The following is a 21451-nucleotide window of genomic DNA, read 5'->3' as shown; positions in this document are numbered from 1 at the left end:
TGACGGCTCATCCAGCTGGACAGTGATCGTCCCGCCGTCCGTGCCGCCGTGGTCGACGGCAGAACAGACGGCGGGACGGACGGCGGCGGCCAGACCCATGACCGGACCGCGGGTCGGGCCGTGGATCAGACGGCGGACCAGTCGACGCTGAGGTACTGCACCTCGGTGAACTCCTCGATCCCGAAGCTGCCGCCCTCACGGCCGATGCCGGCCTGCTTGACTCCGCCGAAGGGTGCGCTCGGGTCGGAGACGATGCCGCGGTTGACGCCGACCATCCCGGCCTCCAGCTTCTCACCGATCTGCATCGCGTGCTGAAGGTTCCCGGCGTAGACGTAGGAGGACAGGCCCACCTCGGCGTCGTTGGCGCGGCGGAGCATGTCCTCCTCATCGGTGTAGACCACCACGGGCGCCACCGGACCGAAGATCTCCTGGCCCAGGATGTCGGCGTCGGCCGGCACGTCGGCCAGCAGGGTCGGAGCCACGAACGCCTCGTGGTCCAGGCCCTCGCCCTCGGGCAGCGCGGCCTGGTGCGCGATCCGCGCACCCTGCGCCACCGCACCGTCGATCAGCTCGCGGATCTCCGCGGCCGCCCGGGCGTGGATGACCGGGCCGATGGCCGCCCCGGCGGCGGGGTCGCCCAGCTGGAGCTGCTCGATGCGCCGACCGAAGGCCGCTACGAACTCCTCGGCGACGTCAGCGTGCACGTAGAACCGGTTGGCCGCAGTGCAGGCCTGGCCGGAGTTGCGGAACTTCGCCACCATCGCGCCCTCGACGGCGGCCTCGACGTCGGCGTCGGCGGTCACGATGAACGGCGCGTTGCCGCCCAGCTCCATGGAGGTGTTGACCACCCGCTCGGCGCACTGGGCCAGCAGCCGGCGTCCCACACCGGTGGAGCCGGTGAAGGACAGCTTGCGGACCCGGTCGTCCGCCAGCCAGGCGGAGACCACCTTCGAGGCGCTGGAGGAGGCGGCCACCTGGACTGCGCCCTCGGGAACACCGGCCTGCTGCAGGATCTCGGCGATCGCCAGGGCGGTCAGCGGGGTCTCGCTGGCGGGCTTGAGCAGCACGGTGCAGCCGGCGGCCAGCGCCGGGGCGATCTTCCGGGTGGCCATGGCGGCCGGGAAGTTCCACGGGGTGATGAGCACCGCCACGCCCACCGGGTGGCGGGTCACCACGTTGCGCACGCCGCCGGCGGGGGCGACGCCGTACTCGCCGGGGGCCCGGACGGCCTCTTCGGCGTACCAGCGGAAGAACTCGGCGGCGTAGGCCACCTCCGCGGCCGCGTCGGCCTGAGACTTGCCGTTCTCGGCCACGATGATGTCGCGCAGCCGCTCGGCGTCGTCGAGCATGCCGCGATGGGCGGCCATCAGGATCTCCGCACGCTTGCGCGGGGCGACGGTGCGCCACTGCTCGAAGGCGGCCTGAGCGGCGTCGACCTGGGCGGCGGCCTCCTCGGCGGTGTGGTCATGGACGGTGTCGATCACCGCGGCGGTGGCGGGATTGCGGACCTCGAACTCGGTCATGGTGTCCTCCAGGGGTGGTGTGAAGCGGGTGGGGCCGACGGTCAGCTCAGGCGGCGGCCAGCGCGTCGAGGATGATGTCCAGGCCCTCGGTGAGCAGGTCCTCGCCGATGGTCAGCGGGGGCAGCAGGCGGATGACGTTGCCGTAGGTGCCGCAGGTCAGGGTGATGACGCCGGCCGCGCGGGCGGCGGCCGCCACGGCGCCGGTCAGGGCGGCGTCGGGGGCTCCGGTCTCCGGGTCCACCAGCTCGACGGCGAGCATCGCCCCGCGGCCGCGGACCTCGCCGATGCGCGGGTCCTTCTGCTGGGCCTCACGCAGTCGGCCTGCGGCGATCTCCTCGATGCGCCGGGCCTTGGCCGTCAGGTCTTCGGCCTCGATGGTCTCGATGGCGCCCAGGGCGGCCGCGCAGGCCACCGGGTTGCCGCCGTAGGTGCCGCCCAGCCCTCCGGGGTGTGCGGCGTCCATGATCTCGGCGCGGCCGGTGACTGCGGACAGCGGCAGGCCGCCGGCGATGCCCTTGGCGGTGGTGATGATGTCCGGGGAGATGCCCTCGTCCTCGCAGGCGAACCACTGGCCGGTGCGGGCGAAGCCGGTCTGGATCTCATCAGCGATGAACACGATGCCGTTCGCGCGGCACCAGTCCACGATCGCCGGCAGGAAGCCCGGGGCCGGAGCGATGAAACCGCCTTCGCCCTGGATGGGCTCGATGATGACAGCGGCGAGGTTCTCCGCGCCCACCTGCTTCTCCAGCTGGTCGATGGCCCGCTCGGCGGCGGCCGCGCCGTCGAGCCCGTCGCGCAGCGGGTAGGAGCCGGCCGCCCGGTAGACCTCCGGGGCGAAGGGCCCGAAACTGTGCTTATAGGGCATGTTCTTGGCCGTGAGGGCCATGGTCAGGGTGGTGCGGCCGTGGTAGGCGTGGTCGAAGGCGGCCACAGCCTGGCGGCCGGTGTAGGCGCGGGCGACCTTGACCGCGTTCTCCACGGCCTCGGCACCTGAGTTGAAGAGGGCCGTGCGGACCTCGCCGTCGACGGGGGTCAGCTCGGCGAGCTTCTCGGCCACGCGCACGTACCCTTCGTAGGGGGTGACCATGAAGCAGGTGTGGGTGAACTGGGCGACCTGCTCCTGGACGCCGGCGACCACGCGCTCGGCGGAGGCGCCGACGTTGGTCACCGCGATGCCGGAGCCGAGGTCGATCAGCCGGTTGCCGTCCACATCCTCGATGATGCCGCCGTCGGCGCGCACGGCGAAGGTGGGCATCACGGAGGCCACGCCCGCCGGCACGGCGGCGCGCTGACGCTCCAGCAGCTCGCTGGCCCGGGGGCCGGGGATCTCTGTGGCCAGGTGGCGGGACTGGGGCAGTGCGGTCATGGGTCCTCCTTGAGGGACGGGCCGGCTCCGATGTCGGCGCGGCCGGGGGCGATGGTTCTCCTGAAGTGATCGTCCCCCATCCAGCTCATGCCGTCTAATGCCTGCTATTGATGCAGGGTATGCTTTTCAGGCATGGACTCCCGTCTGCTCCGCTATTTCGTGGCCGTCGCCGAAGAAGGCGGCGTCTCCGCGGCCGCCGACGCCCTGCACATCACCCAGCCCGCCCTTTCCCGGCAGATCCGCGGTCTGGAGGCTGACCTGGGTCTCACCCTCTTCGACCGCGGCGAAGGACGCCTGCGGCTGACCCCCGAAGGCCGTGAGTTCCTCGAGACCGCCCGCACGGTGCTGCAGGCCCACGCCCATGCCCGGGACTTCGCGGACCGGCTGGCCTCCGGGGAGCTGCGCAAGGTCTCTCTGGCCTCTCCGCGGACCACGCTCATCGACGTCGTCGCGCCCTTCGTGGCGACCTTCACCCACCAGGACCCTGTGCCCTCAGTGGTGGAGATCGGCGGCGACGAGCGCCCCCACCGCCTGGTGGCCGACCATGATCTGGTCATCGCCCCCCAGTCCCCCGGCGACGACGTCGCCTCCCGGCTCATCGCCCAGCTCCCGGTGTGGGCCTACGTGCCGACCGACCACCGCTGGGCGGACCGCGAGGAGATCCCGCTGGAGGAGCTGGTGGAGGAGCAGCTGGTGGTCACCGCCGCCGACTTCAAGGCCCGCCGCCTGCTCGACGCCGCCCTGGACCTGGCCGACCTCACCCCACGCAGCCTGCTGGAGGTCCGTCACGGCCGCGTCGCCCAGGCGCTGGCCGCGGCCGGACGCGGCGCCGCCGTCGTCACCGACGACCCCCATTTCTCCCTGGTACCGCTGCGCATACTCACCGACGGCGGAGAGGGCCGCCGCCCGTTGCACATCCGGCTGCACGCCTCGTGGCGGCGGGGCCATCATGCGGCCGAGGCGCTGGAAGGGCTGGTTGCCCGGCTCCGGGACTTCAGCGCCCGGCGCTACGGGCCGACGGTGGACTGATACCCCGGCCACCGAGCTCACACGACGGACAGCCTCAGCGCCGCGCCCACGCCGGTGCGTGCTCGGGGCGCACACCGACGCCGATCACCCAGGGCATCAGCCCGCTGAGCTGGGGAACCCGGCGCATGAGTCGTTCCACGGAGGCGGGCACCTCCGGCGGGGCTCCGGCGCTGAACATCGCCTCCAGCTGCCGGTGGATCTGGGACTGCAGCGCCTGGGTGAGACGCGTCGGCGGCATGCGGCGGCGCTGTACGGCTGCGACGTCCGCATCGGTGATGACCCCGCGGCGCAGCGGCGCGGCCAGCAGTGTCGCGGCCGCCACCCCGTCCTGCACGGCGAGGTTGACCCCCACTCCCCCGGCCGGGGACATCGCATGGGCGGCGTCTCCGAGGCACAGCATGCCGCGCCGCCACCACCGGGTGAGCCGGTCCATGCGCACGTCGAGAAGCTTCACGTCCTCCAGCTCGAGCCGCGCTGCAGCCTCCTCACATTCGGACACGGCGGCGCAGACCTCCTCGCGCAGCACCTCGATGCCGCGGGCGCGCAGCCGGGCGTCTGCGCCCTTCGGGATGAGCATGGCGGCCTGGACATAGTCCCCGCGCGGGATGGGCAGGATGGGATACGCGCCGGTGAATCTGGGCAGGACGGTCTCGGCCATGCCGAGACGGCTGCTCGACTCCAGCCGGAACCACCAGACGTCCAGGGGCACCGGGAAGGTGACCGCCGGGAGTCCGGCCTGTTCACGCACCCGCGAGGTCCTGCCGTCTGCGGCCAGCGTCAGCAGGGCCGGAATCTGCTCCTCGCCGTCCGGGCCGCGCACCGTCACGCCGGTGACCTGGGCGGCGCTGGAGGCGCCGTCGTCGTCGTGCTGTGATCCCTCAGCCGCCGCGCCGTCCCAGAGCAGCCCCGTGACCTCGGCGCCCAGGCGCAGCTCGAAGCTCGGCTCCTCGGCGGCGGCCTCGGCCAGCAGGTCCAGGAAGTCCCACTGCGGGGCCATCGCGATATAGGGATAGGGATGGCGCAGGCGGGAGAAGTCCACCATGGTGACGCGGCCGCCGTCGGCGACAGGGAGGCGGGCCGCCTGGACGCGCTGGTGCGGCACGCTCGCCTGGAAGCGGGGCATGAGCCCCAGCACGTCCAGGAGCAGCAGAGTGCTGGGGTGGATGGTGTCCCCCCGGAAGTCGCGCAGGAAGTCCTCGTGCTTCTCCAGCACGACGACGTCGACTCCGGCGCGGGCGAGCAGCAGTCCGGCGATCATTCCGGCCGGTCCGCCTCCGGCGATGACACAGCTGCGCGGCTCTGACATGCGGCCATCCTCAACGGAACCGTATGCGACGGCAAGGGTTGCCGGGCCGGGAAGGGACTGCCGACAGTAGGAGGAGCAATCCGGTCCGGTCAATATTGTTGGACAATCTCTTGCCGGATTGTTGAACAACCACTACTCTGGGAGACGCGCGTCACAGACCCACGTCACATCGGAGCCCGATCCCGCAGCAGCCCACGCTCGGGCCGTGCCGACCACCCCCTGCCACCACCCGGAGAGCGAGCCCATGGCTGAGACCACCGCCGAGACCTCGGCAGCCGCCGCCAAGCGTCGGCGCACCCGACGCACAGCCCTGCTGGGCGCCATGTTCCTCATGGCCACCAGTGCCGTCGGCCCCGGATTCATCACCCAGACGGCGACCTTCACCCACCAGCTGGGCGCCGCCTTCGCCTTCGCCATCCTGGTCTCGGTGCTGATCGACATCGCCGTGCAGCTCAACGTGTGGCGCGTCATCGGCGTCTCCGGGCTCTACGCCCAGCACCTGGGCAACAGGATCCTCCCCGGAGTGGGTTGGGCGCTTGCCGTGCTGATCTTCTTCGGCGGCGTGGTGTTCAACATCGGCAACATCGCCGGGGCCGGCATGGGGCTCAACGCGCTGGCCGGGCTGGACGCCCGCATCGGCGGCGCCCTCTCGGTGGCCATAGCCCTGCTGATCTTCCTCTCCAAGCGCGCCGGCATCGCCCTGGACCGCGTCGTCGTCGCCTGCGGGGCGCTGCTGATCCTGCTGATGATCTACATGTCCATCACCACCGCTCCCCCGGTGGGCGAGGCGCTGAAGCAGACCGTCCTGCCTGAACAGGTGGACTTCTTCGTCATCACCACCCTGGTGGGCGGGACCGTCGGCGGGTACATCACCTATGCGGGGGCCCATCGGCTCATCGCCTCGGGAAACACCGGCCCGGAGAACGTCCGCGCGATCACCCGCACCTCCGTGATGGGCATCGTGGTGGCCAGCATCATCCGCTTCCTGCTGTTCCTGGCCATCCTCGGCGTCGTCACCACCGGAGTGAGCCTGGCCGAGGACAATGTGGCCGCCGAGGCCTTCGGCGCCGCGCTGGGAGAGATCGGACTGCGGGTCTTCGGCCTGGTGTTCTGGGTCGCCGCGATCACCTCGATCCTCGGCGCCACCTTCACCACGGTCTCCTTCCTGACGACGCCGAAGACTTCGGAGCGGACCAAGAACCTGTACTTCTCCGGCTTCCTGGTGCTGACCTGCTCGGTGTTCCTCACCCTCGGCCAGGCCCCGCAGACCCTGCTGATCATGGCCGGCGCGTTCAACGGCGTCGTGCTCCCGCTGGGCTTCACCGTGGTGCTCTACGCGGCGTGGCGCCGTCGGGACCTGCTGCAGGGCTACCGCTACCCCCGGTGGCTGCTGATCATCGGCGTGCTGGCCTGGCTGCTGACCCTCTACATGGGGGCGAACTCCCTGACCGGCCTGGCAGAGCTGTGGATGACCGGCTGAACCTGACGGTGACCGAACGCCCCTGCACGACCTCTGCCCTGAACGAAGGATCCCCATGACCGCCGCACCCGAGACCCTGACCCCCGCCCAGGCCCGTCAGGCCTTCCGCGGCGGGCTGCGCGTGCCCACCAGCGGATTCTCGCCCGGCTTCGCACAGGCCAATGTGCTCGCGCTGCCGCGTGAGCTGGCCTTCGACATGCTGCTCTTCGCCCAGCGGAACCCGAAGTCCTGCCCCGTGCTGGGCGTGCTGGAGCCCGGGCAGGTGTCCTCTGCCCTGCTGGCAGGAGGGGACATCCGCACCGATGTGCCGGCCTACCGGGTCTACCGCGAGGGCGAGCTGGTGGCGGATCCTGACGACGCCGTCGAGCACTGGCGCGAGGACCTGGTGACCTTCCTGCTGGGCTGCAGCTTCACCTTCGAGGCCCCGCTGCGCGCCGCGGGGATCCCGGTCCGCCACATGGACCTCGGGGTGAACGTGCCCATGTTCCGCACCTCTCGGCGCTGCGAGCCCGCCGGGGCGCTGTCCGGGCCACTGGTGGTCTCCATGCGCCCCGTGCCGGCCGAGCGGGTGGCCGACGCGGTGCGCATCACCTCCCGCTATCCGGGAGTCCACGGCGCCCCGGTGCACGTGGGTGATCCCTCCGCCCTGGGGATCGCGAACCTGGCGGAGCCGGACTTCGGCGACGCCGTCGACGTCCCGGACGGGTGGATCCCGGTGTTCTGGGCCTGCGGAGTGACCCCGCAGGCCGCCGTCATGGAGTCGAAGCCCGAGCTGGCCATCAGCCACGCTCCGGGATACATGCTCATCACCGACCTGCCCGACGCCGAGCTCCAGGTGCCCTGAGCGGACACCCCTGCGTTGGCCCCGGGGCTGTGGTCGGAAAGCACGCGCTGAAGCGAGGTTCAGCGACCACCGCTCCGGAGTCAACCGTGACGTCAGCGCAGCCCGTGGAGCCCGTGGAGCCCGTCCGCACCGCGGTAGGAGGCACGGGCCGGGGGCTCCCAACCGGCGAGCGCGTCGTCGTCGACGGCGAAGACCTGCACACCCAGCGGATGGCAGTGCTCCAGCTGCTCCTGCGTGGACGCCGCCTCCGGGCCCCACATGTGCACGGAGAGGTCTCCGCCCGGGCAGGTGGACAGTGCGCAGAGCAGATCCACCTCGGCGAAGAACTCGAAGACGTCTCCCGGTCGGGCCGGGCAGGCGTCCATGAAGTAGCGGTGCTCGTGGTTCAGCCCGGCCAGCTGGAAGACGTTGAGCACATCGTGGACGTCGTGCTCCGTGAGCCCGTAGGGCAGCACTGCCCGGGTGAGGTTGGAGTGGCAGTGGCGGTCGAAGTCCTCCCCGGTGAGCATCCGGTTCACATACGGGTCGCAGCGGGTGCCCAGCAGGTCATGGATCACCGCGGCATCCGGGTGGTCGGCCAGCGTGTCGGTGACGACGGTCGCCAACGGCCGAAGATGCGGCAGCGTCGACCAGAACCGGTCATAGGTGGTCATCGAGGATCGTTGCAGCTGCCGCGTGCGAGCGGCCCAGAACCGTTCCCTCGGGTCATGCCGGTTCCATAGGTTCAGGTCCCCCACCTGCGGCCCGTCCACCTGATGGAGCCGCACCACATGCCCCGCCGGGACCTCCCAGGCGACTCCGGAGCGCACGGGGATCTCGAACTCCTGGACCAGGCGCCGCTCGGCCACGGCGATCCGGTCGTAGAGAGCCCGGTCGACGTCGAGCACGCCACCGGGCGGGGACCTGTAGGCGGCGTCACGGGTGTAGACGCGTGGTGACGGCTCCTCTGGGGCGGGCATGAGGCCTCCTGTGGCGATCGTATGCTCCTGGGCTGCTCCACTCCGGAGTCAGCCCATGGTCTCCAGCAGCTGCTGCTCGGCGGCGTCGAAGTAGTCGGCCAGGTAGGTTTCGGCGGCAGGCCGGTCTCCGTGGCGCAGCAGCTCCGTGAGCCGGGCGTTGCGCTCCACGTAGAACGTGTGGAAGGTCGGCTCGTCGCGCATCGTGTGGAAGACCAGGCGCATGCGGGCCAGGATCTGCTCCATGAAGGTGCTCAGCTGGTCGCTGCCCAATTGCGCGATGATCAGCCGGTGGAACTGCTGGTTGGCCTGCGCGACGGCGGGCAGGTCGTCGGCGGCGACGGCGGTCCGGGCCGCGGCGATGATCGACTCCAGCGCTTCCACCGCGTGCGGATCGAAGACCCCCTGCCGCACCGCGCCGATCTCGACCACGCGTCGGACTCGATAGGTCTCCCGGATGTCCTCCACCGTGGGCGAGTGGACGAAGACTCCGCGATTGGGCCGCCGCTCCACCAACCCTTCGGCGGCGAGCGTCTGGAAGGCGGTGCGCAGGGTGTGCCGGGAGACGCCGAGCAGCTCGGTGGTGCGGACCTCAGGCACCTTCGTGCCGGGAAGAATCCCGCCGGAGGCGATCAGCCGACGCAGGATGTCCGCCACCCGGTCCGGCACATGGGCGTGATCGCCCAAGCCCCGGCGCACCGCCTCGTCGGCGAGCAGCTCCTCCAAGGCCGCGTCACTCATGGGCCGCCTCCTGACTATGCTGACATCCCGGACGTCCTGCTGTGCGCCGTGCATGACACCAACCTATCGGTCAGCGCCTGCTTCCGGAGTGCGCTCACAGGTACTGACAGACCTGGTCAGCCCGGCACGCGGCGGGGTCGACATCGGCCGCCCGCTCCTCCAGCGCCGCCACGGCCTGCCTCAGGTCCTGCAGCTCGGCGATCCGGCGGTCCAGCTCTGCACGCTCCGCGGAGAGCAGGCCCCGCACGTGCCCACAGGGGGCCTCACCGCGGTCGCGGACCTCCAGGATGGTCCTGATCTGTGCCAGGGTCAGCCCGGCGGCCTTGCCCCGGTGTATGAAGCCGATCCGCTCCGCCGTCCGGCGGGGATAGTCCCGATACCCGGCGGCAGTCCGTGCCGCCGCTGGCAGCAGTCCCTGCTCCTCATAGAACCGCAGGGTCTTGGGGGTGGTGCCGGTGATCTCCGCCAGCTCTCCGATGCGCATGGCACCCTCCTCACAGCCCAGCTGTGCCGGGCATCCTTTCCACGGCCCGGCTCCGCCGGGACTTGACCTTCCCCTGCACTGGAACCTTCATTCTGGGTCTATGCGCCTCACCGCTCAAGGGGCAGACCGCCGTTCACGCGCACATCGGCAGGGAGAACACCATGGACCACCACCTATCGCCGGGGACGACCGCGGACCTGGCGATCATCGGTTCCGGCGGCGCCGCATTCGCCGCCGCCATCAGGGCGCGGGAGGACGGACTCCGGGTGGTGATGGTCGAGCGGGGAGTCCTGGGCGGCACCTGTGTGAACACCGGCTGTGTCCCGTCGAAGGCTCTGCTGGCCGCAGCGGAGGCTCGCCACACCGCCGGTGACGGCGTCGGGCGCTTCGCGGGGATCTCTGCGACGGTCAGCCCGGTGGACATGCCCGCCCTGGTGGAGGGCACCCAGCGTCTCGTCGCCCAGCTCCGGGCCGAGAAGTACCAGGACATCGCCGCTGCTCACGGGTGGGAGATCCTCCCCGGGCATGCCCGCTTCGCCGGGGCTCCGGAGGATCCTGTGCTCACAGTGACCGCCCAGGACGGCACCGTCACCGCCGTCGAGGCGCAGCATCACCTGATCGCCACCGGCTCCCGCCCCACGTTGCCCCCGGTCCCCGGCCTCGAGGACGTCACACCGCTGACCTCGACCTCGGCGATGCAGCAGGAGACTCTCCCTGGCTCTCTGCTGGTCCTCGGCGGCGGCCCGGTCGCCCTGGAGCAGGCGCAGCTCTTCGCCCGACTCGGTTCTCAGGTGACGCTGCTGGTCCGCTCGCGGCTGGTCTCCCGGGAGGAGCCCGAGGCCTCACACGCCCTCACCGAGGCGCTCCGGGAGGACGGCATCCGCGTGGTCCTTCAGGCCGCCGTCGACCGGCTCCGCGCGGACCCGGTCACCTCGTCGGTGACAGCGGAGGTCCGGACTCCCGACGGCGGTCAGGTCGTCTCGGCAGAGAGGCTGCTGGTGGCGGTGGGCCGCACCCCGAACACCGAGGACCTGGGGCTGGAGCAGGTGGGCGTCCGGACGGGACAGCGTGGTGAGGTGCTGGTCACCGAGCAGCTGGTCTCCAGCAATCCTCGGATATGGGCCGCCGGCGACGTCACCGGCGGGCGGGAGTTCGTCTATGTGGCCGCCGCCCAGGGGGCGCTCATGGTCGCCAATGCCTTCCACTCCGCGGGCCGTGCCCTGGACGATGTTCACCTGCCCTCGGTCACCTTCACGAGCCCGGCCATCGCCCGGGCCGGGATGACCCGGGCCATGGCTGAGGCGGCCGACATCGACCATGAGTCCCGGACGGTGCCGATGTCCCAGGTCCCCCGCGCGCGCGTGCAGCGCGACACCCGGGGGCTGATCACCGTGGTGGCGCAGCGGCAGTCCGGCCGCATCCTGGGCGTGTCCGCCGTCGCTCGGGATGCGGGCGAACTGGCCGCCTCCGCGGTGCACCTCCTCGACGCGGAGCGCACCGTGGAGCAGGTGGCCGGCGCCTGGGCGCCGTACTTGACCATGGCGGAGGGCCTGAAGCTCACCTGTCAGGCGTTCAGCACGGACGTCACCACGCTGTCCTGCTGCGCGGTGTAAGCGCTGCCGGGCATGAGCCCCGTCCAGGTGAACACAGCTCAGGTGGACCCAGTGCCCCGGCCGTCAGCCCAGCCGCGCCAGCACCTGCCCCGCCGTCAGGGAGGCGCCGGCGACCAGCTCCTCACGGCGCAGCGTGCCGGCCCGCGGGGCGCGCACCGTGGACTCCATCTTCATGGCCTCCACGACGGCGACGGCGGCACCCTCCTCCACGTCCGCCCCGTCCTCGGCCGCCCAGCTGACCAGGGTGCCGGCCACCGGGGAGGTGATCACGCCGTCGTCGGCATTCCCACCCGAGGAGCTGTCCGAATCCGCGGATCCCGACGCGGTGCCGCCGGCGGAGCCGAACAGGCCCAGCAGGGCGGCGGGAAGCCCCAGGCTGACCGCACGGCCGTCGATCTCCACGGTGGCCCGGCGCATGCCCTGCTCCCGGTGCCGCACGGCGGCTGCCAGGTGCTCGGATTCGGCCAGCTCGGCCTCGAACTCGGTCTCGATCCACCGGGTGTGCACCCGGAAGCTCTCGGCGCCGTCGGCGGCGAGGAAGTCATCCGCCTCCAGCACTGCCCGGTGGAACGGCAGCACAGTGGGCAGGCCCTCGATCCGCATCTCGGCCAGCGCAGTGCGGGCCCGACGCAGCGCGGTCGCACGGTCCGGCCCAGTCACGATGAGCTTGGCGATCAGGGAGTCGAAGGCCCCGGAGACCTCGTCACCGCTGCGGACCCCGGTGTCCAGGCGGATGCCCGGCCCGGTGGGCGGCTGCAGCAGATCCACGGGCCCGGGGGTGGGCAGGAAGCCGTGGGCAGGCTCTTCGGCGTTGAGGCGGAACTCGATCGCGTGGCCCCCGGAGGGCACCCCGGTCTCGTGCAGCGCCGTGGCGGCGTCGCGGGCCGCGGCGCTCAGCGGCTCCCCGGCGGCGATGCGGAGCTGCTCGGCCACCAGGTCCACTCCGGAGGTCTCCTCGGTGACCGGGTGCTCCACCTGCAGGCGGGTGTTGACCTCCAGGAAGCTGAGCACCCCGTCCGGACTGAGCAGGTACTCCACGGTGCCGGCGCCCATATAGCCGGCGGCCGCGCAGATCGCTCCGGCGGAGTCGATCACCGCGAGTCGATGCTCGGCGGACAGGAACGGGGCGGGGGCCTCCTCCACCAGCTTCTGGTTCCGGCGCTGCAGGGAGCAGTCGCGGATCCCGACGACGGCGACCTCACCCTGCGCATCGGCCACCACTTGGGCCTCCACATGGCGGGGGCGGTCCAGGAACCGCTCCACGAAGCACTCCCCGCGGCCGAAGGCCCCTTCAGCCTCGCGGACCGCGGAGGCGTAGGCGTCGTCGATCTCGTCGGTCTCCCGCACCACGCGCATGCCGCGCCCGCCGCCGCCGTGGGCGGCCTTGATGACCACGGGCAGGCCGTGCTCGGCGGCGAAGGCGCGCACCTCGGCAGCACCCCCGACGGGGCCGTCGGTGCCGGGGGCCAGCGGCGCCCCCACGGACACCGCGAGCTCCCGGGCCGCGACTTTGTCACCGAGCTGCTCGATGGTCTCCGGAGCAGGCCCGACCCAGATCATGCCGGCCTGCTCCACCGCGCGGGCGAAGTCGGCGTTCTCGGAGAGGAACCCGTACCCGGGGTGCACCGCCTGAGCTCCGGTCTCGGCCGCGGCGGCGAGGATCTTGTCCTGATCCAGATAGGTCTCGGCGGCCGTGGTGCCCTGGAGGGCGACGGCGACGTCGGCCAGCTCCACGTGCAGAGCTGCGGCGTCCTGGTCGGCATAGACGGCCACGGTGCGGTGGCCGAGCTCGGCGGCGGCCCGGATGATGCGGACGGCGATCTCTCCGCGGTTGGCGATGAGCAGGGTGGTCATGCGGGATCCTCGCAGGTGAAGGGTGTCCGGTGGGCAGGTCTGGTGTCAGCGGGCACGGTGGCGGTGAGTGCGGTGGCGGTGAGTGCGGCATCAGCAGGTTCGAGGCTCAGGGGGTCGACGGCGCGCAGGGCGACGACGTCGCCCGGGGCCAGCTGCGCCGCGACCGGCAGGTCCTCGTCGATGACGACGCCGATCACCGGGTAGCCGCCGGTCACCGGGTGGTCGTTGAGGAAGAGCACGGGCAGCCCGGCCGGAGGCATCTGCAGAGAGCCGCGCGGCACGCCTTCGCTGGGCAGCTCGCCGTCGCGCACTCGCTCCAGCGGTCGGGGCTTCACGCCCTCCTCTCCGCTGTCCTCCCCGCCGCCCTCCGTGGCGGCGGGCAGGCCGAGCCGGATGCCGATGCGGTTGGACTCCGGAGTGACCCTCCAGCGTTGGGACTGCAGCCGATGGATCTCCTCCTCGGCGAACCAGTCATCCCGAGGCCCGCGGGTGAAGCGCAGGGGGATCGCGCCGTCAGGCTCAGCCTCCGGCAGCGTGGTGGGCTCGGGCTCTCCCACCGGGGCGACGACGGCGTCGGCGACCCCCAACCGATCCCCGGCCTGCAGGGGCGCGGGGCCCAAGCCGGACATCGTGTCCGCCGAGGCGCTGCCTAGCACGCGTTCGGCGGCGAACCCGCCGCGGACGGCGACCACGGTGCGCAGCCCCCGGCGCGGGGTGTCCAGGTGGACGGTGTCACCGGTGGTGAGCAGAAAGGGCTCCCGCATCCCGGGGGTGCGGGTGCCGCCGTCGGCATCGGTGACGCTCACCGGCACCTCAGCCCCGGCCACGGCGAGCACCAGGCTCTGTGCGGCGCGCAGCCGCAGCCCGCCGTGCAGCACCTCCAGCACCGGTGCCTCGGCGGCGGTGCCGACCAGCCGGTTCGCCTGTCGCATGGCGGACTCGTCGGCCGCTCCGGCACGGGAGACCCCGAGGTCGCTCAGCCCTTCACGACCCAGGTCCTGGATCAATGTCTGCAGGCCCGGGTCGAGGACCTCGAGGGCAACCTCCGGAACCTCGGCGGGGGCTGGTCCAGCCGCCGGGGCGGGGGTGCTCACCCGGGCGGCGTCCCGAACGGCTCGGTGCCGCACGACGTCGCCGGGGCGCACCAGCGCCGGGGATTCGCCCTGCTGCTCCCGGTCCAGGTCCCACATGCGGGCCGGGGTGCGGCCGATCAGCTGCCATCCGCCGGGCGAGACCCGCGGGTAGACCGCGGAGAACTCTCCCGCGAGCGCCACCGATCCGGCGGGCACGGCCGTGCGGGGCGTGTCCCGGCGCGGCACCTCCAGGGCACTGGTGGGATCCACCGGCACGCAGTAGGTGAAGCCGGGGGCGAATCCGCCGAAGGCGCCGGTGAACTCAGTGCCGGTGTGCCAGGCGATGAGCGCGTCCACGCTCATGCCCACCCGGCCGGCCACCTCGGCGAGGTCCTCGCCGTCGTAGACGACCTCGAGCTCCACCACCTGGGAGTCCTCGGCGGAGAAGGCGGCGACGGTGAGGCCGCCCAGCGCGTGCCGGGCCTCGCGCGTGGCCCCGGGCGCGTCGAAGCGCAGCAGCAGAGTCCGGGCGGCGGCGACGGCCTCTCGTTGCCCGGGCAGCGGGTGACGGCTCAGATGCTGATGGTGGGCCAGGACGTCGTCGAGGCCGTCGAACTCCAGCAGCAGGGCTCGCGGCCCGGCGTCGCGGAGGCCGAGGATCGGCGCCGTCATGCCACGAAGCTGCGAATCTCGACGCCGGCTTCCTCCAGCGCGGCTCGGACGGACTGGGCCATCTCCACGGCACCGGTGGTGTCGCCGTGGACGCAGATCGACTCGGCCTCGGCGGGGATGCGGGTGCCGTCGCGGGCGATGATCTCCCGGTCCTGGGCCAGGCGCAGCATGTTCTCCACCACCTGGCTGGTGTCATGCAGGACGGCGTCGGGCTCGCGGCGCGAGACGAGGGTGCCGTCGGGATTGTAGTTCCGGTCCGCGAAGGCCTCGGCCACGCCGCGCAGTCCCGCGTCGGCGGCGTGCTGCAGGGCCACCGAGCCCGGCAGCAGGAGCACAGGAAGCTCCGGGTCATAGGAGGCGATGGTGTCGATGACGGCCCGCGAGTGGGTCTCGTGGCCGATCATCGCATGGTAGAGGGCTCCGTGGGGCTTCACGTAGCGGATCCGGGCTCCTGCGGCCCCGGCCATGGCCTGCAGGGCACCGAGCTGGTAGCGCACGTCGGCGGCGAGCTCGTCGTAGGAGCATTCCAGGTGCCTGCGCCCGAAGCCGGCGAGGTCGCGGTAGCCGATGTGGGCGCCGACGGCGACGTCGTGCTCGGCGGCGATGCGGGCGGTGGCCTGGATGGTCAGGGGATCTCCGGCGTGGAAGCCGCAGGCGATGTTGGCGCTGGAGACGGTCTGCAGGATGGCCCCGTCGTCGCCGATGTGCCAGTTGCCGAAGGACTCTCCGACATCGGAGTTCAGGTCGATGCGCGGTGCGCCGGTGGTGGCTGCCATGGGTGCTCCTCCCCTGCCCGTCTGCTGCGGGCTGATGGTGTCCTGCTGGTGTGCCGCTGGTGAGCACTCGGGCCGATCCGTCGGGAATGTCGCCGAGATCACGTGCGTGATCTCCAGCATGCCGCAGAACTTCAGATTGTTCAACAATCCTGCGCTGCTGAGAGGAAACTGGGCGTCATCCGGAGGCTCGCGCCCCTCCCGAGCACCCCGGACAGGGCCGACCGCGAGGATCACTTTGTTGCGTCATGGAATAATGCATTCCGTACCGCATGACCGCCGGACGCAACGGGTCCACACGGCGGCCCCACACGACGTCCCGAGACGATCACGAGGAGACACCACGGAGCGCAGGACACCCCAGCAGCCTGACCCCGCCGAGGAGCCCCAGGCCGACGACCACCAGATCGACGAGACCCAGCCGGATGCGACCCAGCCGGATGCGAGCGCCGAGGGCGACGACGCCGCCGTCTCCGGCGACCAGACCGACAACGCGCCGCCGCCGAACATGGAACGGCCGCGCCTGTTCACCAAGGACTTCCTGCTGGCGATCGTGATCAACGTCGTCTTCGCCCTGGTGTTCTACATGCTGGTCACCGGCATGGCCGTCTACGCGGTGGAGGAGTTCCGCAGCGGCCAGACCGCCGCCGGGTTCGCCGCCTCCGCGTTCGTCATCGGCGCACTGGTCTCCCGGTTCGCGGCGGGCAAGTATGTGGAGTTCCTGGGCCGCCGGCGCACCATGATCGCCTGCCTGGCCATCTATGTGCTCGCCGGGCTCGCCTATCTGTGGGTGGACAGCTATGAGGTGCTCATCGCCCTGCGCGTGGTCCACGGCGTCGCCTTCGGCTTCGGGCAGACGGCCCTCAACGCCGCGGTGTTCTCCCTGATCCCCGCCTCACGCCGAGGCGAGGGCGCCGGCTACTACATGCTGGCGGTGGCTCTCCCGCCGGCGATCGGCCCCATGCTGACCCTGCAGCTGACCCAGCACCTGGGGTTCTGGGCCATGTTCGTCAGCACCTCCGTGGTCTCGGTGATCGGCCTGATCGCCGCGCTGCTGATCCGCATGCCGGAGGCCGAGCACGTGCCCGACCGCTGGCGGGACCGGCTGCGCCTGCGCCCGGCGGACATCATCGAGCCCCGCGCCTTCGCGCTGGCCGCGATCGCCATGCTGCTGGGCTTCGGCTTCGCTTCCATCATGACCTTCCTCAACGGCTTCGCCCGTAGCGAGGGCATGGTCACCGCCGCGTCCCTGTTCTTCGTCATCTACGCGGCCGCCGTGCTGGTCACCCGACTCTTCGCCGGCAGGATCCAGGACCGGTACGGGGACAACGTGGTGGTCTACCCGACCATCGTGCTCTACGCGGTCGCCCTGGGTCTGCTGGCCTGGTCGCCGAACCAGACGGTGATCATGGTCGCGGGGGTGCTCGCCGGCCTCGGCTTCGGCGCCCTGCTGCCGGCCTTCCAGGCCACGATCGCCTCCATGCTGCCCACCACACGCACCAGCATCGGCATCTCCACGTTCTTCATCCTGCTCGACACCGGCTTCGGGCTCTCCCCGCTCGTGCTGGGCCCGCTGGTGGAGTTCGGCAGCTACCGGATCATGTTCGCCGCCTGCGCAGTCCTGGTGGCCTCCACCCTGATCCTCTACTGGCTGCTGCACGGCCGGTTCAGCGTCAAGCAGGGTGTGAGCCGCAGGCCGCGCCGCCCCTGAGCCGCCCGCCTCACCGCAGCGAGCTGGTCCGCAGAAGCCTCAGCCGCGGTCCTGATGCCGGGCGAGGAACTCGTAGACCTCCGTGGTGTCCACCCCGGGGAACGCCCCCTGAGGCATGGCGGCCAGCAGATGCGTGTTGGCACGGGCGGCCGGCCAGGCCTTCCCCTCCCACACGTCGGCGAGCTCCTGCGGGGGCCGCCGGCAGCACGTGGGATCCTCAGGACACCGGGAGGTGCACCGTTCCGCGGTGTCCCGGCCGCGGAACCACTTCACGTGCTCGAAGGGCACTCCGATGCTCAATGAGTACATGCCTGAGGAATGGCCCTCTGTGCGGGCGGTGCACCAGAAGGTGCCGACGGAGGTGTCGGTGTACTGGTTGAACGACCGGAACTTGTCCTCGACGTCGAAGACCATCCGGGAGGTCCAGTACCGACAGACCGTCTGCCCTTCGATGGCCCCGGAATGGTCGGCGGGGAAGTTCACGCCGTCGTTCTCATAGGCCTTGTGGATGATGCCCGACTCGTGGACCTTCTGGAAGTGGCACGTGATGCCCAGGTGTTCGGTGGCCAGGTTGGTGAACCGGTGGGCGGCGGACTCGTAGGAGACCGCGAAGGCGTCCCGAAGGTCCTCGATCGCCAGCTCCTTGCGGGACTTGGCCCCCTGCAGGAACTCCACGGTGGTCCGTTCCGGCATCAGCAGCGAGGCGGCGAAGTAGTTGGTGTAGACCCGCTGGCGCAGGAAGTCCGAGTAGTCCTCCGGCTCGGTGTGCCCCAGCACGTGGTGCCCCAGCGCCTGGAGCAGCACGGAGCGCGCGTCCCAGTCGCGGGAGCGCCCCTGGGTCATGTAGATGATCCGGTTGCGCTGGTCGGTCACCGAGCGGGTGGAGTTGGGCAGGTTGGGCACGAACCGCAGGGAGAACCCGAGATGTTCGGCGATGTCGGCGGCCACGTGGTGGGACAGCGGCCCGGAGCCGTGCCCGACGGCGTCGAGCAGCTCCTGCGCGGCGGCCTCGATCTCCGGGTAGTAGTTGTTCTTCGCCCGCATCTCCTCGCGCAGCTCGGTGTTGGCCCGCCGGGCCTCCTCCGGCGTGGCGGCCTGCTCCTCCAGCCGGCGCCGCAGCTCCCGCTGCAGCCCCACCAAGGATTCGAGCACGTCCATCGGCAGGCGGCTGCTGATGCGCACCGTGGGCAGGTTCAGCGACGCGTAGAGGGGGCCGCGCTGGGCCTTCTCCAGTTCGATCTCCAGCGCCGCCCGCCGGGAGGGAGGCTCCGCGCCGAAGAGGTCGTCGAGCCCGACGCCGAACACTCGCGCCACCTGGTTGAGCTGGGAGATCTTCGGCTCCCGCTTGCCGTTCTCCAGCAGGGAGAGCTGGCTGGGCGCGGTGCCCAGCTGAGAGGCGAGGTCGTCCAGCGTCATGCCGGCCTGCTTGCGCAGGTGGCGCACGCGGCGGCCCAGGGCGATGAGGTCCAGCTCCGAGCCTCCGTCGGGGGCGGAGGCGTCGGCGTCGACGGCGCGCAGGTGCGTCCGGCCGGTGGGGCGGGCCGCCCCGGTGCCGGCCGGCGACGTCGTCGTCCGCGCTGGGCGCGCCTGCTCTGGCACGGGCCGCATGCCGCTCATTCTACAGATCCAGCGTGCACATCTGTGAGGACCGGGTTAGGGTGTGATGCGGCTCCCAGGCCCTGTGGCCCTGGTGCGAGCCCGACCACTGATCCTGACGGAACCTCCCACAGACTGGAGCAGCTCATGGACGAGCCTTCAACTCTTCTGACCGTCGGCGGGCTCGGCATCATCGCCGTGACCGTCGGCCTGCTGATGTGGAACAAGGTCTCCCCGGTGGTGGCCATGGTGGTGACCCCCATCGTCGGGGCGCTGCTGGTCGGCTTCGGGGTGGGCGACATCGTGGAGTTCTTCGACTCCGGCGTCGACCAGGTGATGAGCGTCGTGGTGATGTTCATCTTCGCGATCCTGTTCTTCGGCATCCTCTCCGACGCCGGACTCTTCGACCCGATCGTCCGGTCGCTGATCCTGCTCACCCGCGGCCGGGTGGTCCTGGTGGCGGTCGGCACCGCGCTGATCGGCATCGTGGCGCATATCGACGGCGCCGGCGCGACCACCTTCCTGCTCACCGTCCCGGCCCTGCTGCCGCTCTATCAGGCGCTGCACATGAGCCGGTACCTGCTGCTGCTCCTGCTGGCCCTCTCGGCGGGCATCATCAACATGATCCCGTGGGGCGGCCCGCTGGGCCGCGCGGCCTCCGTGACGGGCATCGACCCGGTGGAGCTCTACCGTCCCCTGATCCCGGTGCAGGTGGTCGCGGTGGTGCTGGTGCTGGGGATCGCCTGGCTGCTGGGGATGCGCGAGGTCCGGCGCATCCGACGCCGCGTGGTGGCGGGCGACGCCGATGCCCCCGAAGCCGTGGACGTGCGGCAGATCGCCGACGAGTTCACCGAACGCCAGCACTACGCGCGTGCCGAGATCGTGGAGCGGATGAACTCCCATCCGGTGATCTTCTGGGCCAACGCGGTGCTGGCGCTGGGCGTCATCGGCCTGATGCTCGCCGACATCCTGCCCCCGCCGCTGGCGTTCATGCTGGGCGTGGCCATCGCGCTGCCGCTGAACTTCAAGGGCTCGAACCTGCAGATGGAGCGCATCCGGGCGCATGCGCCGAATGCGCTGATGATGGGTGCGGTGATCCTGGGCGCCTCGGTGTTCCTCGGCGTGCTCAACGAGTCCGAGATGCTGGAGTCGGTGGCGCTGTCCACCCTGGCGGTGATTCCGGATGCCGCCGGGGCGAACCTGCACATCATCATGGGTGTGCTGGGCGTGCCCATGGATCTGCTGACCTCCACCGACGCCTACTACTTCTCGGTGCTGCCGTTGGTGGACGCCACGTCGGCGCAGTTCGGGATCGGTTCCATGGAGGTCGCCCACGCGATGATGGCCGGCAATGTGATCGGCACCTTCGTCAGCCCGTTCTCTCCCGCCCTGTGGCTGGCGCTGGGCCTGTCCGGAGCGAATCTGGGTCAGCACCTGCGGTACTCCTTCTTCATCATCTGGGGCTTCTCCCTCCTGGTGATGCTCGCCGCCCTGACCCTGGGGCTCTTCAGCTTCCACTGAGCGCTGAGTCCCGCTGCGTGTTGAGCCCCGCTGCGTGTTGAGCCCGGACTGCGGGACTCGCCCAGGCCACGGCGCCGCCGGGGCCGACGACGCTGACCAGGCGTCATCGGCTCCGGCGGCGCCCTCTTCACATCTGGCACCGCGGACCGCCTCCTGCCTGGACATCAGTGCGGCAGGAGGCGGTCCGTCGTGCCGGCCAGGGCGTCCGCGCCCGACCTCGAGAGGCGCGGATCCCGGCCTTCGGGCTCGCCGACGCGTGGGGCAGGTCCCTACGCTGCCGCCTCGGCGAGCCGCCGGCGCCCATCAGAGGAGCCGGCCGTCCGGGCGGACCGCGTCTCGGCGGCGGCCCGCTTATTCAGGTGGATGGCACGGATCGTGCCTTCCGAGAGCTCCAGCAGCTGCTCGGTGCGGCTGAAGATCTCCTGCCACAGCGTGACCTCCTCCTCCCGGTCGAAGGGCGGCAGCTCCACGTAGGGAGCGCGCCCCTCGGCCAGCAGGCGCCGCGCGTTGTGGTGGACGTGGATGCCGAAGTCCACGAGCCCGGCGGAGAGGGCCTCACCCCGGTGGAACATGCGCCCCTCACGACGGCCCAGGCAGCGGGGCCGGACGATGGAGCTCGGCGGCTCAGCCAGCTGTTTGGTGATCAGCGCGCGCCAGGAGGCCTCGATGACGGGGTCGGCACCTGAGCCGTCCTCCCGCACGCCCAGGGCTGCGGCCCGTGCACCGAACTCCTCGTGGAGCGCGGCCAGGAAGCTGAGGGCCTCGGCGGTGAGGACCTCCTTCTGTCGCGGCACCCGGGGTGCCGACAGGGCGATGCCGTTGATCGTGATCGAGAGTTCGGGGGTGTTCATGGCTTTCTCCTCGGGAGTCTCAGCGGCAGGAGCGGCGACGGCCTCCTCATCGAGGCCG

The 21451-nt window shown here is 71.2% G+C and carries 17 protein-coding genes; 6 read left to right on the top strand and 11 right to left on the bottom strand.

Annotation, left to right across the window (positions count from 1 at the left end):
- Positions 1-125: 125 nt before the first annotated feature.
- Together SD455_RS11385 and gabT are read right to left on the bottom strand one after the other, a co-directional pair.
- Complete coding sequence (locus tag SD455_RS11385) at positions 126-1523, bottom strand: NAD-dependent succinate-semialdehyde dehydrogenase (RefSeq protein WP_344680804.1); 1398 nt, start codon at positions 1521-1523, stop codon at positions 126-128.
- Between the two features lie 46 nt (positions 1524-1569).
- Entirely contained in the window at positions 1570-2889 is a 1320-nt protein-coding gene (gene gabT / locus SD455_RS11380) for a 4-aminobutyrate--2-oxoglutarate transaminase (RefSeq protein ID WP_445508168.1), read from the bottom strand.
- 132 nt (positions 2890-3021) lie between these two features.
- Here gabT and SD455_RS11375 point away from each other — a divergent pair, with 132 nt between their 5' ends.
- Positions 3022-3918, top strand: coding sequence for a LysR family transcriptional regulator (locus SD455_RS11375; RefSeq protein ID WP_445508167.1), 897 nt, complete (start codon positions 3022-3024; stop codon positions 3916-3918).
- 34 nt (positions 3919-3952) lie between these two features.
- Here SD455_RS11375 and SD455_RS11370 read toward each other — a convergent pair whose 3' ends face one another.
- Positions 3953-5224 (bottom strand): FAD-dependent oxidoreductase, encoded by a 1272-nt coding sequence (locus SD455_RS11370; protein ID WP_445508166.1) that lies wholly within the window; start codon positions 5222-5224, stop codon positions 3953-3955.
- Between the two features lie 244 nt (positions 5225-5468).
- Between SD455_RS11370 and SD455_RS11365 the strand changes: the two genes are divergently transcribed.
- Both SD455_RS11365 and SD455_RS11360 read left to right on the top strand, forming a co-directional pair.
- Entirely contained in the window at positions 5469-6704 is a 1236-nt protein-coding gene (locus SD455_RS11365) for an NRAMP family divalent metal transporter (protein WP_070158650.1), read from the top strand.
- A 55-nt stretch (positions 6705-6759) separates the two neighbouring features.
- A complete protein-coding gene (locus SD455_RS11360) occupies positions 6760-7548 on the top strand; it encodes a putative hydro-lyase (RefSeq protein WP_070158651.1) in 789 nt (262 codons plus the stop codon).
- Between the two features lie 92 nt (positions 7549-7640).
- Here SD455_RS11360 and SD455_RS11355 read toward each other — a convergent pair whose 3' ends face one another.
- The 3 genes from SD455_RS11355 to SD455_RS11345 all read right to left on the bottom strand — a co-directional run bounded on the left by SD455_RS11355 (position 7641) and on the right by SD455_RS11345 (position 9729).
- Positions 7641-8507: an urea carboxylase-associated family protein gene (locus SD455_RS11355; RefSeq protein ID WP_070158652.1), complete on the bottom strand. Its 867-nt coding sequence runs from the start codon at positions 8505-8507 to the stop codon at positions 7641-7643.
- Positions 8508-8555: 48 nt separating this feature from the next.
- Positions 8556-9245: a GntR family transcriptional regulator gene (locus tag SD455_RS11350; protein ID WP_445508165.1), complete on the bottom strand. Its 690-nt coding sequence runs from the start codon at positions 9243-9245 to the stop codon at positions 8556-8558.
- Between the two features lie 94 nt (positions 9246-9339).
- Positions 9340-9729 (bottom strand): heavy metal-responsive transcriptional regulator, encoded by a 390-nt coding sequence (locus SD455_RS11345; protein WP_070158654.1) that lies wholly within the window; start codon positions 9727-9729, stop codon positions 9340-9342.
- Between the two features lie 161 nt (positions 9730-9890).
- Between SD455_RS11345 and merA the strand changes: the two genes are divergently transcribed.
- Positions 9891-11342: a mercury(II) reductase gene (merA, locus tag SD455_RS11340; RefSeq protein ID WP_445508164.1), complete on the top strand. Its 1452-nt coding sequence runs from the start codon at positions 9891-9893 to the stop codon at positions 11340-11342.
- A gap of 63 nt (positions 11343-11405) precedes the next feature.
- Here merA and SD455_RS11335 read toward each other — a convergent pair whose 3' ends face one another.
- Genes SD455_RS11335 through SD455_RS11325 form a run of 3 tightly spaced genes read right to left on the bottom strand, consistent with a single transcriptional unit; the run spans position 11406 to position 15717 of the window.
- Positions 11406-13196: an acetyl/propionyl/methylcrotonyl-CoA carboxylase subunit alpha gene (locus SD455_RS11335; protein WP_445508163.1), complete on the bottom strand. Its 1791-nt coding sequence runs from the start codon at positions 13194-13196 to the stop codon at positions 11406-11408.
- Positions 13193-14941, bottom strand: a complete 1749-nt coding sequence (locus SD455_RS11330) for a 5-oxoprolinase subunit B/C family protein (protein ID WP_445508162.1) — start codon at positions 14939-14941, stop codon at positions 13193-13195. The genes SD455_RS11335 and SD455_RS11330 overlap by 4 nt, the downstream gene beginning before the upstream one ends.
- Entirely contained in the window at positions 14938-15717 is a 780-nt protein-coding gene (locus SD455_RS11325) for a LamB/YcsF family protein (RefSeq protein ID WP_445508161.1), read from the bottom strand. The genes SD455_RS11330 and SD455_RS11325 overlap by 4 nt, the downstream gene beginning before the upstream one ends.
- A gap of 253 nt (positions 15718-15970) precedes the next feature.
- Between SD455_RS11325 and SD455_RS11320 the strand changes: the two genes are divergently transcribed.
- Positions 15971-17425 carry an MFS transporter gene (locus SD455_RS11320; protein WP_445508160.1) on the top strand — a complete coding sequence of 485 codons (1455 nt, stop codon included), beginning with the start codon at positions 15971-15973 and terminating at the stop codon, positions 17423-17425.
- A gap of 39 nt (positions 17426-17464) precedes the next feature.
- On the opposite strand, the gene SD455_RS11315 is transcribed toward SD455_RS11320, so the two are convergent.
- Positions 17465-19033 carry a helix-turn-helix domain-containing protein gene (locus tag SD455_RS11315; protein WP_445508159.1) on the bottom strand — a complete coding sequence of 523 codons (1569 nt, stop codon included), beginning with the start codon at positions 19031-19033 and terminating at the stop codon, positions 17465-17467.
- Positions 19034-19168: 135 nt separating this feature from the next.
- On the opposite strand from SD455_RS11315, the gene SD455_RS11310 reads away from it, so the two are divergent.
- Complete coding sequence (locus SD455_RS11310) at positions 19169-20542, top strand: CitMHS family transporter (RefSeq protein WP_085437894.1); 1374 nt, start codon at positions 19169-19171, stop codon at positions 20540-20542.
- 269 nt (positions 20543-20811) lie between these two features.
- Here the strand turns inward: SD455_RS11310 and SD455_RS11305 are convergent, their stop codons facing one another.
- The gene (locus tag SD455_RS11305) at positions 20812-21393 is read right to left on the bottom strand and encodes a hypothetical protein (RefSeq protein WP_085437893.1); all 582 of its coding nucleotides are present in this window, start codon (positions 21391-21393) and stop codon (positions 20812-20814) included.
- Positions 21394-21451: the final 58 nt, after the last annotated feature.

The organism is Nesterenkonia sp. K-15-9-6, from assembly GCF_052656005.1.
The sequence above is the reverse complement of the archived record's forward strand: the minus strand, read 5'-3'. Positions and strand labels throughout refer to the sequence as shown.